We start from the raw sequence: 14,125 nt of genomic DNA on the forward strand, positions 1-14,125 counted from the left end.
GAACGATATGAATGAATTGACTGGCAAACTTAAACAGATAATGGTGCCCAAGGCGGCACTGATCGCATATGAATACCGTGAGAACAACTATAGGAGCGGGACGTATTACCTCGAACTGCATCCCATCAACGACAGGGGCAGGATGGAGGCTGCCGCTCCCGTTACCTATGAGTTCATGAACGCCCTGGTGGAATCCTATATGGATGACCGGCTGAATGTGCCGCACGGGAAAATCCCCGCCAACATGCTGTGGTGTGATGTCCGCAAGGGGCACGAGAGGTATATCTGGTACAATCCGCCCGGAAAACGGCAGATGTTCTTTGCCGGAAGCCTGAATATTCCCGACGGGACATTCAATATGCCCGGCGTCATCTACAAGGTTTCCGGCGACAGGATGGAGATATTCTCCTACAAGGGAGAAGTCCTGGCGGAAAACAGCCCGCTTTTCCTCGCTCCTTTCTTCAATGTCACGGGCAGCAGTGTCTGTCTGGGAAACGCCTCGCTGGAAACTCCGGAAGAAATGACGTTCTCAAAGCTCCTTGAATATTGGGAAAAGCGTTTCTGGCTCAGCGAATTCTCCCATTTGGGAGGAAACAGGAATCCGACTGAAAGCAACCTGGTCTCGGTAACGGAAAAGGCACGCACCAATCCGTTTGACGAGAACGAACTGAAACCCATGAACAAACGACTTAAAGACTTACTGGCATGAAAAAGATTCATTATACAGACAAATACCTGCTCAACCCCTACCATCCCGTGACCGTCTTCGTAATCGGTGCGGGCGGTACAGGCTCACAGGTGGCCACCGGTCTGGCGCGGATGAGCGTGGCATTGCAGGCACTCGGACATCCGGGGCTGCACGTGACGGTCTTCGACCCCGATACCGTTACGGAAGCGAACATCGGACGCCAGCTGTTCAGCGGATCGGAACTCGGATTGAACAAGGCGGTGGCACTTGTGACCCGCATCAACCGCTTTTTCGGCTTCTCGTGGGAGGCAAAAGGGCAGCGTTATCCGCTGAAAGCCTCTGCGGACCGGGAAGAACCCGTCCTGGCGAACATCATCGTCACCTGTACTGACAACACCCGCTCCCGGATGAACCTCTGGCGATTCCTGAAGAAACACCGGGAACACACTTCCAACAACGAGCAATCACCCATATATTGGATGGACTTCGGCAATGCCCGGACCACCGGACAGGTCCTGATAGGGAACATCCGTAGCAAGATCCTCCAGCCCGTATCCAACGAATACCTGGCCATTCCCCGCATGAATGTCATTACCGAAGAGGTACGCTACTCCACCATCAAGGAAAAGGATTCGGGGCCGAGCTGCTCGCTGGCGGAAGCCTTGCAGAAGCAGGACCTTTTCATCAATTCCATACTGGCACAAACCGGTTGCGACATCCTGTGGCGCATGCTCAGGGAAGGAAGGACATTCTACCGGGGGGCCTATCTCAATCTCGATACACTACGGATAAATCCCATCCCGGTATAGACAACGAACGTCAGTTTCCTTTATGCCATGGCAAGGATGCATAAAAGGAAACTGACGGTTCCTGATTATTCCCGCCGTGCGGTTCAGCCTTTCAGCCGCACGGCACTTGCCACTCCCTTGTCTGTCATGACCAGCTCGTACCGGTCCAGCCTTTCATAAAGTTTGCCCAATGTCTTGCATCCATATCTCCTGACCTTGAATTTGGGCATCATTTTTTTCAATGCGCCGCCGATCAGCGAAAGGGACACCTCCCCTTTGCCGTCAGCCGCTTGCTCAAAAGCCTTGTCAAAATACTCCATGTCCCTTCGGATAAAGAATTCGGGAGTATTGTCCGAAACCTTGTTTTCCTTCCGGTCGGCATACAGGAACACGGAACAGGACCGTACCAGCGATACGGGAGTCTTGCCCTCCCCATATCCCAGCACCTTCAATCCGGCTTCCCGTATCCGTTGGGCAAGCAGGCTGTAATCACCGTCACTGGCTACCAGACAGAAACAGTCCGCCCGCCCGTCACGAAGAATATCCATCGCGTCTATGACCAGTGCAATATCCGTCGTGTTCTTTCCGGGAGCATGGGAGGAAGCCTGTACAAGCCTGAATCCATGCTCCCGGGCAGTTTCCTTCCATGCGGAAAGCGATTTCCTCGTCCAATCTCCATAAATTCGTCTCACGACGGCATCCCCATAACGGGAAACAAAGCCCATTATATCCTCCATCTTCTCAAAGGAGGCGTTATCCCCGTCAATAAGGACCGCAACGGCATATCTGGAATTGGTATTTGTCTTCATAACAATCGTTTATAAGACAAAGTTAGCACAACTTCCGCATATCCACATTCTCCCGTTCAGTTTTTCTTTCCCCGTTTCTGCAAAAAATCCTGTATATCCGAACTCCTGTAGAAATTCTTACCGTTCTCATCCGTCTGGTAATAGCGGATCAGTCCTTTTTCCCGGTAACGGGCGACTGTCCGCAGCGACACGTTGAGCAGCCGGGCTATGTCATAGTTGTCCAAAAGCTCGTCACCGTTCAAGAACTCTTTCACACGTCCCATCCTGTCCAGTTTCTTCTCTATGCGGTCAAAACCTTCCACTATGGTCATTATCATTTTCTCGAGCACTTCATTGTCTATATACATCATGGCATGTATCTCCTGTATTTTAAAGGTTATTACTGAAATACCCTTTCTTGTGCGCACTCTCAAGAGTATATGCCATCTTTAGTGAAAAATCTATGCCGTACTGTCCGCTTCTGTTTATATGAATATCATATCATTTTGATAATCAAGTTTGTATAATCTCAAAATTATTGTTGGAGGATAATAAGTGTAAATTTTTGAAGTGTAAAACTGTAAAATCCGAATGTAAACTTTACAATTTACAGAAAATACCCCGCCTGTTTTCGCCAAATTCGGGCAAGCAGATGGCGTTTCCATACCAGGCGTTTTACTCTTGCCGGCGAAGGCATCTGAAAGGTTCTGGCAAGAAATACGGCACCCTCCACTTTGGCACCGGCCCTTTCCAGGTTATGGGCGTATTCCAGCAGGCTGGTCCCGCTGGTCAGCAAGTCATCGACAATCACGACCCTCTTCCCATACAGGGCGTTTGACATCATATAGTTGGCGGTATTTATTTCGGAACGTTTTTCTGAGGCGTGTTTACACTCCCTGCTTTCCGTAATGCATATTAAATCCAGTCCTGAACGGACATAGCCATGCGTTTCCAGAAAACTGGCAATGCCTGAGAAACGTCTGTAATAGCGGTCTGATGTGCTGCACGGCATAAACATGGCAGTAATATCCTCATCAGTGGAAAGAAGCAGGAATGCTTGTGAAAAATATTCCGTACAGCTGTCTTTTCCATCCTTGAAATCATATACTTTTTGCACGAATGCCAACTGGTCATCACAAAGCCAGCTTTCAAAGCGTTTGGGAAAATAATAGCCGGCAAACACGCAGCGAATGCTCCCGAATGAGAACAATCGCAACGGACGGACTTTATCAAACAGCTCAGGACAAGTCAGCGCATATAACAGCGGTGCATGAGGATTTCCTGCTATGATGGCTTGACGTAGCGGTTTCTCCCTGTCTTCCCGCTCATCGTAGGCTGCTGCATATTGGCATAGCACCTTGCCGCACTTTTTCCTCCAGTATTGTCCGTATATCCAGAGAACGATAGCCGCTAGTAATAATGTTGCATTGATTATCAGTTCCATATTTCCTGTTTTTTTATTTTCGGACAGATTGCCCGGGATAAAAATACTGTTTTTCCGGTAAAGAAACAGACTTTTAGCCATTCTTTTAATTTGCTGCCCCAAACAGAGCGGTCTCTGACATCTGATGACATCTGATGCCGTTTGATGACATCCTTTTGCCCACGACTTTTACTTCCCGTATTTTCGTGCCGGACAAAAAAAGCAGAGTTTATGGAGTTTGTATGTATCGAAGCTAAGGCATTCATGGAAATGAATGAGGCTTTGGAAGCCGTTGAAAAGAAAATGCGTGAAACATGCGGAGGAGGCATCTGTAGTATGGATGACTGGATTGATAACCAGGAAGCGTGTATGCTTATGAATGTCTCGCCCCGAAAGCTGTTGCAACTTCGGAGAAGCAGGATTATCCCTTACAGCCATATAGACCGCAAGGTATATTACAGGCGTCAGGAGATTATACGTTATTTGGAAAACAGTATTCACCATGTAACCCCCGAATCCTTATGACTCAATTCATACTGACCAAAGAAAGCCCTGAGATTATACGTTTTTTTCGGAACATAAGCACCCTGTCCAAAATGCTGGATGACCAGGAGAAAAACTTTCGTCCGGTCCTGAACGGAGAGCGTTACATTACCGACAGCGAGTTGGCGGAGAAATTAAAGCTGACACGAAGAACGCTGGCTGATTACAGAATGAACGGCAGGTTGCCCTATTACAAAGTAGGAGGCAAATTATTATATAAGGAAAAGGACATTCTTGTTCTGTTGGAAAAAAACAGGGTGGAAACATTTAATCATTGGTAATACCCGTTTCCAAGTATCACGACATAAACATAAGAAAGTCATGGAAACGATAAAAAGAGAGGGTTTCATGGCTTTCTTATTACAGAACCGGCAGATTATAAGTTTTTTATGGTGAGTATTTACGACAATACCCTAACTAACTTTGCCAATAATGCCGTTCAGAACAAGAGTTTTGGGCGGTATTTCTATATACACAGATAACTGTTTTCCCAAGCAACTTTTCTCACCAGAGTTATATATAGCAAGAACTATAAACTTTAGTAAGATGAATATTGGTAAATTCACTTCTTTATATGACCTCTTGGAAGCATTTCCTACAGAGGAAAGCTGCATCAAGTATCTGGAACAGCAACGCTGGGCAAACGGTATTCCTGTTTCTCCTTATGACCCCTACGTCCAAAGTATATAACCGTGGCGATGGAATGTACCGCTATAAGAATACGGGCAAGAACTTCAACGTCAGAATAGGAACTATGTTTGAAGGCTCTAATAATCCTGCCTTTATCTAAATTTAACCTTGGGAGCTTGCTCTGCGGTTTTCTTTACTTTCTTAACCCAGCATTGTTTTTGGTCACTCCAATAATTTATCTTGAGACTATGCCTTAAAGCAGTCCATGTTGTTTGAGCTTCCATAACGTTTTATTTATCAAGTGTTCTATAATCGGGATTAGCTTTCATTTTACTCCGTATCGTTATATCATTGAATAGTTTACGGATACAAAGAATACCTACACTCTCGCCAAGTTTCGAAAATTTTTCCATAAATCGCCCTTTCAGAAGATGAAGACGTAAAGAGTACTTTTCTTCGTCCTTATAATCAAACTGTTCCTCAAACATAATCTGATTGTTCCGTTCCCCTTTGACGATGATATTCGCTTCTTTACCACCGCGGTCTTGTACTTCAATTGAAATAATTGTTCTATTTATATCTACAAATTTTCTTTATTCTATATCTGATAACTTTGGGCATAGATTGCTATGACATTTTGTCAGGAAAAGGGTATTGGCACTCATTTTGTTTACCTTTTCCATAAGGTATCGCAAGCCTTTTCTTAAAGTCCGTGAGGATATGCGACAGGCTTTTATAGACTTCTCCCCTGAAAACTGAGAATAAGAGACATATACGATACAATCTTGTTGCAGGGGCGACATAAACTTATCGTATACAAAGATTCCCCGAATTAAAATTGCATATTATGGCTTTTTCAGAAGAAACCATTCAACAAGTATGGGAAAAGGCAACACCAGTTGCTGGAAATGACCCGGCTGTTTGGCGTCAAGACCAATGCAAGGCTTGGATTGGAAGAAGGTTCTACGGAAATAGAAATAGTGAATATGGTTGGGAAATAGACCATATCGTTCCTGTTTCAAAAGGTGGAACTGATAATCTATCCAACCTCCGTCCCTTGCAATGGGATAACAATGCTTCACGCCAAAATGACCGTCTTGTATGCAAAATTACAGCTTCAGGAACTCACAATACTGAAAAGTAATTTTGTATTGCTTTTATCAAGTCGTACTCTAATACGATTTTGCAATTTTTATAAAACTGCCGTCATTTGGGTACTATGACGGTAGTTTTTTCTTATAAAAATGCAAATATAACGTATTGTATCTGAAAACGTTCAATTCCTTTTCAAAGTTTAAGATTTCAGTTATTATAAATCAGATAAGCCTATTTGGGATATTATCGTAAATACTCACCTTTTTTATTTTGGAATCATATATCAGTCAGCATTTCTATTTCTTACATGTAAAGGTAGCCTTTTGCTTCTGATGCGCAAGGCGGTCCTTCGGACTGGTTGGCTGAAAAAATCATCCTCGCTTCGCTGCGGTATTTTTTCGCCAAGCCTTGCACTATCAGAGCAAAAGACAAATGTCTGACATGTAAGAGATAGAAATATCGGCTTTGCCAAAGCCGGAAATGTTTAATCACGAAATAAGAAAATTATGATTCAGACAACAAACAAGTATAGCAAAGAAACTTTCATCCGCCTGAACTACTGGTATGATCGGATACACGGACTTGTACAGGAAGATATAGATAAAGTGAATACCATGGTGGAACACATCGAAAAGACACGCTCCGACCGGTATCTACGGACAGGAGACAACCTGTTCTTTGTTTCCGGTTATGGTGAGCGTTCCCGGCTGTTCTTTATAGATGCCGTATATGGAGATGACATTATACTCCGGGATTTTTCCCGTGTTCCATTCGTGTCCCGTGACAAAGAGGGTATCAAATGCGATATGCATGGCGGTGAGTGTCTGTTGGTAAAGGCAGGCGATGTAAGGTTCAAGGCATGGACTACCGGCCGTTTCAAGCATTGGGGGCATTACGGGGCATGTGAAAACGGGGAGGTTTACTACGATGCGAAAATAGCCCTGTGGGAGTGTGGCGCACCTGAACAGCCGGAAAGCCGGGAATGGTTCAAAATCCATATCCGCAAAAACACCCGGTCGGGCGAGGATATGTACGTCGGAGAAATATCCTGTAAGGATGAGGATGGACTCAAACAGTTTGTCAACGATCATGAAGGTACCATATTCGCAGAAGAGGATTCTCAGGAAATGGTCATGCTGTGTTTCAGGCATTCCGACATGAGAATTTCCCCGGAAGAATGGGAAAAGATGGATTGTCCGGTATCCATGCGTGAGATATACGGACAGATGCAGGAAGTAAAGATTGTAAAAGACCATAAAACGCATCTGACCACATTCTACTATTAACATAGTATCACCACATGAAAAATCACCCTTGTTTTCTTCTGCCACATATGACAGGAAGGAAACAAGGGCATATCATAAGGCAGTCTTTTCAAAACTTCTATTAGATATGGAGCAGATTGTTCTTCCCGCACAAATATTCATTCAGATCCTTATATCCGGAATATTCATGCGAAAGATCGCATATACGGATTCCGTATTTGTCCTTTAATGCCTGCACCGCATTTTTCCCGGCGGTATCATTATCCAGACAGCAACGGATGCCGTCATATTGTGAAAGGAAAGAAAAAGCCTTCTGTAAGTTACTGACAGAATTCAACACTATATAATCCCCCTCTTCCAAAGATGGAAAAGCCAGTCTGAAAGACAGAAAATCCATAAACCCCTCAAAAATATAGCAAATCCTGCTTTCCGGCGTGCTAATGATGCGACTGATGTCCTTGGGAGCAATACAAGCCTTGAAATACCTGTTCCTGATTTCGTACCCTCCGGAAATATTAGGGAAAGCGATGGCAAAATAATTCTTCCCATTCCGTTTAAAATGGGCTTCCCTGCATATTTTTCGGGCAGTTTCCAGATCGATGCACCGTTCCTTCAGATAAGTAAGCAGTATCCGGTTGGCAAGAGGAATGATTTTCAGATCTTGAAAGGCGGGATATGCCTTTTCAAACGGACAGGAAACAGTAACCGGTTTCAGTACGGCTCTTTTATTCTCAATACACTGTAATACATAACCTATATCTTGTGTCCGATAAATCTCCTTGGCCAACGTTATAATATCCCCTCCCTTCCCCAGACCGAAATCATACCACAGTTCCTTATGGAGGTCAACCTTGAAAGAGGCTTCCTTTTCCGTCCTGAAGGGCGATTTGTACCATACGCTGTTCCCACGCTGTATTACCGGTTCGTATCCGAATCCGGCTAAAAAATCAACAAGCCTGATGTTCTTTGCTTCTTGTATGTTCATGGCATCTCATTTTCAAGGGTTAGTTCACTATTAATACACGACAAAGAACCGCTTTATACCCGAAACATAAAAAGCAATGTCATCAGATGTCATTAAAAGTCATCAGATGACATCCTGTATATCCTTTTTACATGAATGGCTCAAAAAAACTTTTCTGTTTTGGCATGCACACCTCCTTCATGCAGCAATGCCGCAAAGTATGATAAAGGCATGAATTATAAGTAAAACAAAACTGTACAAAATAATATTTATGGAGAAGTTATGACATTCTGAATAGTATCTGTATATTTGTAGAATCCAATAACACATAATATATTTGAATGGTATAATCTGTAGACATTATATCGAATAAGGTTTTAGGATATTGATAACCAATAGCCCTGTTTCTTTTCTGTATAAACTCTATATTTTAATACAATGGAAATTTAAAAACTGTTGACTGCCGCTTTACTATAAACTATTAATTTAAAAAAGTATTTATGAACAACATGAAAGATTTGATTGCGTTATTTGACAACCACAAGATTTATGATACGGATATATGGACAAATGTCCTTATTCTATTGGTGTTTACAGATTTGTATTTAGGTGTGTGTTGTCCCCAAAAAGAACCTGGAATTACGTTTCAGGATTTAACTCTAATAAACCTGATTCCATTCGTAATATTAGGTATTGTCTGTATTTGGACTGTGAAATTTTTTACTTGTATCCTCTTTGCATTATGTACACTAGCAGTACCCTTAATTGGGAATTATATTTTTCTATTTAAGAATGAAGAAGTTTCGATATTTACGTTGAAAGAATATGCAATGAAAACCAATAATACTGTGATTGCACAAATTGTAAGCGATATAGAGATACAAAAATCAAGAAAGGTAAAGAGTGCTTTAGGAAAGGTGGGAGCCATAATCTTATGTTTAGTAGATCTCTTTGCAGGTGCCTTCATGCCCAAGTCAGTTCCAAACTTTTTGGCACCTAGTGAAATAGTCGTCATTTGTATTTTTGCTCTTTTAGTGCTTTTGGTTTATTCATGCAAAATAAAGATTCAAGGGGTATATCTTTCTAATGATTTGCGAAGCAAAATTTCCAACTTTAAAGTCAACACCCCAAACAATAAATAAATTCTTAATGCATTTAATTAAGCACATATTTTTATTTTTTTCTCTTGTTGAAAACTATAATTAAAAGGAATGAAAATATTTGCAGAAATCGAACCTGTGTATTATATTTGCAGTGTCAAAGAGACAAATTTTGTCAGATTAGTAAAGAAAAACAATGAATTTAGCGTAAGGCCAATTCAATGGTTTTCATAAAAGATAAAGCAAAAAGGTACAGTCACTCAAGGAGTTAGAATAAACCGAAGCAAAAGGTTCGATTCCTGGTGGCACCACTTTTAGAGAAAGCAAAAAGAAGTAAACTCCTGATATTCAACGAATATCGGGAGTTTTTATTTTTACCCGCTACGCAAAAAACAGCAAATTTCAACCTACTTCGGTGGAGCAAAAGGTGGAGCAAATCAGGAGATAATACATCTCCACCTTTTGTCTTTGTTTGACTCTGTTTGTCAGCATGTTACATAACGAAACTCTCTCCACTTTTCCATAATTTTGTATCACTTAAAACAAGTAGAAAAATGATGGAAAGAAATTCATTTAGTGTTTTATTTTTCCTAAAGAAAACAAAACTATTGAAGAATGGTGAAGCCTCTGTGTGTATGCGGATTACGGTTAATAATGTTCGTTCTGAAACGAATATCCGTAAAAGTATTACCCCTTCCCTATGGAATCAGGCGAAAGAATGTTCTCGTGGTAAAGACCGCAAATCAAACGACCTAAACAAGTTTATCGAAGAAGCCCGAATTAAATTGTATAATATCCATGCTGATTTGAAGCAGGAAGGTTTGCCTATTTCGGCTACTATCCTTCGGGATAAGTTCTTTAGCTTGGAAAAGAAAGAAGAACCGAAAACACTTATAGCTACTTTTCAGGAGCATAACGACCAATGCAGACAATTAATAGGTAAAGACTTTGCCTTAATTACTGTACGCCGCTACGAAAGCTGCAAACGCTATTTGGCGGAACTCATTAAAATCAAATACGACAAAGATGATTTACCTCTTAAAGATATAAACGGAGAATTTATTCGTGCTTTTGACTTCTATCTGAAAACAGAAAAGGAATGTGCCCAAAATACGGTTATCCGCTACATGAAGTGCCTGAAAAAGATTACAAACCGTTCTCTTGCCAATGAATGGATAAGCAAAGACCCTTTTATAGGAATCAAGTTCCATGAAAAAGAAGTGAATAGGGAGTTTCTAACATGGGATGAACTGCAAACGATTATTAACAAAAAGTTTGAATTACCTCGTATAGATTTGGTTCGGGATATTTTCATTTTCTGTGCCTTTACTGGTCTCTCGTTCATAGATGTGAAGCAACTTACAGCGGAACATATTGTAAAAGACAGGGAGGGAAATTATTGGATTCGTAAGGCTCGGCAAAAAACAAAGAATATGTGTAATATCCCGCTGTTGGAAGTTCCTTTGGATATTATTGAAAAATATAAAGATTATCCGCTATGTGAAAAACGGAATGTATTATTACCTGTACCGTGTAATCAAAAGATGAATAGTTATTTGAAGGAAATAGCTGATTTATGCGCAATTAAGAAGAACCTTAGCACACATTCAGCCCGCCACTCATATGCCACTTCTGTTTGCCTCGCTAATGGCGTTAGCATTGAAAACGTTGCAAAAATGTTAGGTCATTCCAATATCAGTATGACGAAACGTTATGCGAGAGTATTAGACCAAAGTATTTTGAATGATATGCAGAAAGTGGGAAGTAATTTGACTGTATCGAATATTTAAAAGAATGAGCATGGAAACAACAGATAAAGGAACTTTGAAAATAAGAATGGATAACGAGTGTCGTAAATTCGTAGTGTTCAATCCAATAAACCGAACGGTTTGGATGAGGAAATGTGAATTAATAGAACTGTTCGATGTGTATACGCAAACGATTGATGATTGCATTCAAGGAATTATCAAGGCAAATGTTTTCGATATAGAAACGGTCTGTAAATGCGACCTTACCCAGAGAGGGAACAGAATCGAACATATTCCTTATGAGTTTAGTCTTGAATTTATTATTGCTATGGCGTTTCGGATAAACTCGGAAAACGCAAAGCTATTGAGAGAGTGGTTTCTTCGGGAAGTTCTACGACCTAAAGGAGTATTTGTGCAAGTGCTGATTGGCAAGCAAAATTATCAATGGAATTGATAGAGACTTCTATCAGTTGAAGGAATAAGTGAAACCAGAAGGAGAAAAAGTAAGGTTTTCTCCTTCTTCGTTTTTCAACCTCTTATATTTATGGGATAGTCATGGTAATATAAAGTCAAGTGCTGCAAATGCGAACATTTCAAGTAATTATAAGTATCTTTGCAATCCTAATTTTGATATTAGGATAATTGAAATGAACAATTTATCAAACATATTTTCAACAAGAGAAATAGCTATATTTATATGGTTTCTTATCCTTTTAATTTTTGCTATTAGAACAAAGGAGGTTAGAAACTCTATAGTTCGTGTTATCAAAGCATTTTTCAACAGAAAACTTTTTCTGGCTTTCTGTACGCTGTTAATATATATACTGCTTGTTGTCTTTATTTTATCAGTCATAGGATTCTGGGATATATCTCTACTAAAAGATACTGTATTCTGGACATTGTTTTCAGGGATTGTTTTATTTATGAATATTAATAAGATTGAAAACGTAAACTATTTCTCAAGTCTCATAAAAGACAATATTAAAGTTATCGTTATCTGGGAGTTTCTCTTTAATTTTTATACACTTAGCTTAATTGGAGAACTTGTACTTATTCCTGTTGTATCCCTGTTTTCTATTATGGAAGTTTTTGCAGAACATTCTTCAAAGCAGGAGGAAAATCAGAAAAAAGTCGTTACTTTTTGTAAGAATGTATTGGGATTGATAGGACTTGGTCTAATTGTGTATGTTGTATATAAAACAATTACAAAATATGAACTTCTATTCTCTGTTTCCAATATAAAATCTTTCCTATTACCTATCCTGTTGGCGATATTAACATTGCCATACTTTTATGCTTTAGCTTTATATATGAATTATGAAAGCTATATTACTGTAGTAAAACATATTCATAGAAATAAAGAATCTAAAATTAGTAAGGGGTTGATAAGAGCGACTTTAAAATATGCGAATGTTAATTTGAATACATTAAAACGGATTTGGAAATATCAGGTTCATTTTGATTCCTCAAAAGAAAATCCTGACGAGTATATAAAAAGGGTCGCCAAGAAACCTAAATATATTATATCTGATAAAGCAAAATTGCTTAAATTTAATGACATACAAACAGTCATCAATTTACTTTCCGAGATTGGCATTGGAAAATTAGATGAATGGCATAAATCATATGCAGGTGATGATTGTTATTTGTCAATGACTAATTATCACAAATTTGGAATAGATGATATAACAAAAATACCTAATACGCTTGCTTTGTATTTGACTGGTGAGGAAACCCATATCAACCAATTAGAAGTAATACTGGATGTCGGTTATGAACAGGATAAGGATCAAGCAATAGAGACATTTACAGAAGTTTTACGACAGATATTCAATTGTTTAGACATTATGCTTCCTGATAATTTAATTTGTTCAATCGCAGACAATAAGGAACATCATTATGAATATAATACCCATAAAGTATCCCTGAACTATGAAATATTTGAAAGAATTGAACAATGCAAATTGACTATTATGACCAAATAAATAATATTTGAATCATGTTTTTTTATTTACACTTTTTTTCTGGATACATTAACCAGTTTGAAAGACTTAGTCTTACCAGTTGTAATGTTTTTAATCTCATTATCCAGTCTTGGTGTTCCAAATTCATTTTATTTTGGTCTAATGACAAATCATAGTCACCTGAGAACAATTGATTTTGATGAGTTATCTTGCATCGCAAGTTATAAACTTCTCGATATATCTGAGCTGATTTTTCACTTCCAGCTACAAACTTTCTCAAAAATTCAACGAATTTTGTTTTAATACCCCAAATTGGTCTTCCACATTTTGGACATTGATGTGGAGAATCCTTAATCGTCTTACAGTTATGGCACTCGAAAGTTATTTCATCATCAGCAACCTCTAAACTTACCAATCCCTCTATCGCTGAAACGAATGATAGAAAAGCTAAGCTTCGTTTATTATCCTGAATATCAATCCCATCGCATGTTAAGTATATGCATGATTTTACTTTCTTCAAAACTTTCTCGGATAAGGAAAAATAATTATCCAAACAACTTACGATAGTTTCTGGAAATCGTATTTTTCCTTCATGATTTTCTACAGGATTGTTTGTGAAATATTGATAATACGGCGATATTAATGGTGTCTCTGGATGCTTTTGTTCCGATAGTTGCTCTATCTCAAGTTCTTTCTTTAAATTCGGATACATATATCCTCCAATGACCCAAGAACTATTTTGGTTATTATATAATAATTTTTGTTCTTCACTCAAATTATCAAATCCAATGTTGGGTGTCATAATTGCCCATTCGTTTCTATCAGATAAATATTTAAAGAATCGATGATTTGTCAAAACAGACAACAAGTTTATAAGCTCAAATTCTTTTTTCTGTTGAGCTGCCAAGTCTTCGAAGATATCTATTTCTCTTTCATCTCCGTCAAAATCTATATAATATTCAAGGAATAAAGGAAAATGTCTTGCTAAAGGATTTATTGGCGCAGAGTTAGACACAATGGGCAATATCTGAAATACATCTCTGTATCTAAATTGTGTTTTTAGCGGAGTTTTTGAAAAAATAATTCTTCTATAATATTTTCTCATATTTTTTATTTAGTATAAATTTCT

The 14,125-nt window shown here is 39.5% G+C and carries 16 protein-coding genes; 11 read left to right on the top strand and 5 right to left on the bottom strand.

All coding sequences use genetic code 11. The features are described 5' to 3' along the window. The first annotated feature begins 7 nt into the window (after positions 1-7). Both DWZ03_RS15945 and DWZ03_RS15950 read left to right on the top strand, forming a co-directional pair. Entirely contained in the window at positions 8-709 is a 702-nt protein-coding gene (locus tag DWZ03_RS15945; protein ID WP_117681510.1) for a prokaryotic E2 ligase family D protein, read from the top strand. Further along, positions 706-1,497, top strand: a complete 792-nt coding sequence (locus DWZ03_RS15950; protein ID WP_117681479.1) for a PRTRC system ThiF family protein — start codon at positions 706-708, stop codon at positions 1,495-1,497. The genes DWZ03_RS15945 and DWZ03_RS15950 overlap by 4 nt, the downstream gene beginning before the upstream one ends. An 83-nt stretch (positions 1,498-1,580) precedes the next feature. On the opposite strand, the gene DWZ03_RS15955 is transcribed toward DWZ03_RS15950, so the two are convergent. The 3 genes from DWZ03_RS15955 to DWZ03_RS15965 form a co-directional block, all read right to left on the bottom strand. Further along, positions 1,581-2,285, bottom strand: coding sequence for an NYN domain-containing protein (locus tag DWZ03_RS15955; protein WP_117681478.1), 705 nt, complete (start codon positions 2,283-2,285; stop codon positions 1,581-1,583). A gap of 56 nt (positions 2,286-2,341) precedes the next feature. Further along, positions 2,342-2,635, bottom strand: coding sequence for a helix-turn-helix domain-containing protein (locus DWZ03_RS15960; protein WP_005864565.1), 294 nt, complete (start codon positions 2,633-2,635; stop codon positions 2,342-2,344). Positions 2,636-2,871: 236 nt separating this feature from the next. Beyond that, on the bottom strand, positions 2,872-3,708 hold the full coding sequence (locus DWZ03_RS15965; protein ID WP_181980038.1) for a phosphoribosyltransferase: 837 nt from the start codon (positions 3,706-3,708) through the stop codon (positions 2,872-2,874). Positions 3,709-3,918: 210 nt separating this feature from the next. On the opposite strand from DWZ03_RS15965, the gene DWZ03_RS15970 reads away from it, so the two are divergent. The 5 genes from DWZ03_RS15970 (at position 3,919) to DWZ03_RS15995 (ending at position 7,241) form a co-directional block, all read left to right on the top strand. Then, positions 3,919-4,212: a helix-turn-helix domain-containing protein gene (locus DWZ03_RS15970; RefSeq protein ID WP_074783555.1), complete on the top strand. Its 294-nt coding sequence runs from the start codon at positions 3,919-3,921 to the stop codon at positions 4,210-4,212. After that, positions 4,209-4,511: a helix-turn-helix domain-containing protein gene (locus DWZ03_RS15975; RefSeq protein ID WP_074783554.1), complete on the top strand. Its 303-nt coding sequence runs from the start codon at positions 4,209-4,211 to the stop codon at positions 4,509-4,511. The genes DWZ03_RS15970 and DWZ03_RS15975 overlap by 4 nt, the downstream gene beginning before the upstream one ends. A 265-nt stretch (positions 4,512-4,776) precedes the next feature. Next, positions 4,777-4,920, top strand: coding sequence for a transposase (locus DWZ03_RS20060; RefSeq protein WP_139147471.1), 144 nt, complete (start codon positions 4,777-4,779; stop codon positions 4,918-4,920). A gap of 787 nt (positions 4,921-5,707) precedes the next feature. Next, a complete protein-coding gene (locus DWZ03_RS15985; protein ID WP_044269012.1) occupies positions 5,708-6,004 on the top strand; it encodes an HNH endonuclease signature motif containing protein in 297 nt (98 codons plus the stop codon). 457 nt (positions 6,005-6,461) lie between these two features. Beyond that, positions 6,462-7,241 carry a DUF4121 family protein gene (locus tag DWZ03_RS15995; RefSeq protein WP_074783553.1) on the top strand — a complete coding sequence of 260 codons (780 nt, stop codon included), beginning with the start codon at positions 6,462-6,464 and terminating at the stop codon, positions 7,239-7,241. Between the two features lie 100 nt (positions 7,242-7,341). Here DWZ03_RS15995 and DWZ03_RS16000 read toward each other — a convergent pair whose 3' ends face one another. Beyond that, complete coding sequence (locus DWZ03_RS16000) at positions 7,342-8,205, bottom strand: toprim domain-containing protein (RefSeq protein WP_044269007.1); 864 nt, start codon at positions 8,203-8,205, stop codon at positions 7,342-7,344. 479 nt (positions 8,206-8,684) lie between these two features. Here DWZ03_RS16000 and DWZ03_RS16005 point away from each other — a divergent pair, with 479 nt between their 5' ends. From DWZ03_RS16005 to DWZ03_RS16020, 4 genes are all read left to right on the top strand, one after another. Then, a complete protein-coding gene (locus DWZ03_RS16005; RefSeq protein WP_044269005.1) occupies positions 8,685-9,326 on the top strand; it encodes a hypothetical protein in 642 nt (213 codons plus the stop codon). Between the two features lie 515 nt (positions 9,327-9,841). Further along, positions 9,842-11,074, top strand: coding sequence for a site-specific integrase (locus DWZ03_RS16010; protein WP_120130384.1), 1,233 nt, complete (start codon positions 9,842-9,844; stop codon positions 11,072-11,074). A gap of 10 nt (positions 11,075-11,084) precedes the next feature. Then, a complete protein-coding gene (locus DWZ03_RS16015) occupies positions 11,085-11,486 on the top strand; it encodes a hypothetical protein (RefSeq protein WP_120130385.1) in 402 nt (133 codons plus the stop codon). A 28-nt stretch (positions 11,487-11,514) separates the two neighbouring features. Beyond that, positions 11,515-13,017: a hypothetical protein gene (locus tag DWZ03_RS16020; RefSeq protein WP_120130386.1), complete on the top strand. Its 1,503-nt coding sequence runs from the start codon at positions 11,515-11,517 to the stop codon at positions 13,015-13,017. Positions 13,018-13,039: 22 nt separating this feature from the next. Here DWZ03_RS16020 and DWZ03_RS16025 read toward each other — a convergent pair whose 3' ends face one another. Then, a complete protein-coding gene (locus DWZ03_RS16025) occupies positions 13,040-14,101 on the bottom strand; it encodes a hypothetical protein (protein WP_120130387.1) in 1,062 nt (353 codons plus the stop codon). Positions 14,102-14,125: the final 24 nt, after the last annotated feature.

It is taken from the genome of Bacteroides sp. AF29-11 (genome assembly GCF_003602895.1).
GTDB classification, from domain to species: domain Bacteria; phylum Bacteroidota; class Bacteroidia; order Bacteroidales; family Bacteroidaceae; genus Bacteroides; species Bacteroides uniformis.

Coding starts and splice junctions, on each gene's coding strand:
- DWZ03_RS16025 (WP_120130387.1), bottom strand. CDS start 14,101: ATGAGAAAATATTATAGAAGAATTATTTTTTCAAAAACTCCGCTAAAA.
- DWZ03_RS16010 (WP_120130384.1), top strand. CDS start 9,842: ATGGAAAGAAATTCATTTAGTGTTTTATTTTTCCTAAAGAAAACAAAA.
- DWZ03_RS15945 (WP_117681510.1), top strand. CDS start 8: ATGAATGAATTGACTGGCAAACTTAAACAGATAATGGTGCCCAAGGCG.
- DWZ03_RS16000 (WP_044269007.1), bottom strand. CDS start 8,205: ATGAACATACAAGAAGCAAAGAACATCAGGCTTGTTGATTTTTTAGCC.
- DWZ03_RS16015 (WP_120130385.1), top strand. CDS start 11,085: ATGGAAACAACAGATAAAGGAACTTTGAAAATAAGAATGGATAACGAG.
- DWZ03_RS15970 (WP_074783555.1), top strand. CDS start 3,919: ATGGAGTTTGTATGTATCGAAGCTAAGGCATTCATGGAAATGAATGAG.
- DWZ03_RS15960 (WP_005864565.1), bottom strand. CDS start 2,635: ATGATGTATATAGACAATGAAGTGCTCGAGAAAATGATAATGACCATA.
- DWZ03_RS15965 (WP_181980038.1), bottom strand. CDS start 3,708: ATGGAACTGATAATCAATGCAACATTATTACTAGCGGCTATCGTTCTC.
- DWZ03_RS15975 (WP_074783554.1), top strand. CDS start 4,209: ATGACTCAATTCATACTGACCAAAGAAAGCCCTGAGATTATACGTTTT.
- DWZ03_RS16005 (WP_044269005.1), top strand. CDS start 8,685: ATGAACAACATGAAAGATTTGATTGCGTTATTTGACAACCACAAGATT.
- DWZ03_RS20060 (WP_139147471.1), top strand. CDS start 4,777: ATGAATATTGGTAAATTCACTTCTTTATATGACCTCTTGGAAGCATTT.
- DWZ03_RS15985 (WP_044269012.1), top strand. CDS start 5,708: ATGGCTTTTTCAGAAGAAACCATTCAACAAGTATGGGAAAAGGCAACA.
- DWZ03_RS15995 (WP_074783553.1), top strand. CDS start 6,462: ATGATTCAGACAACAAACAAGTATAGCAAAGAAACTTTCATCCGCCTG.
- DWZ03_RS15950 (WP_117681479.1), top strand. CDS start 706: ATGAAAAAGATTCATTATACAGACAAATACCTGCTCAACCCCTACCAT.
- DWZ03_RS15955 (WP_117681478.1), bottom strand. CDS start 2,285: ATGAAGACAAATACCAATTCCAGATATGCCGTTGCGGTCCTTATTGAC.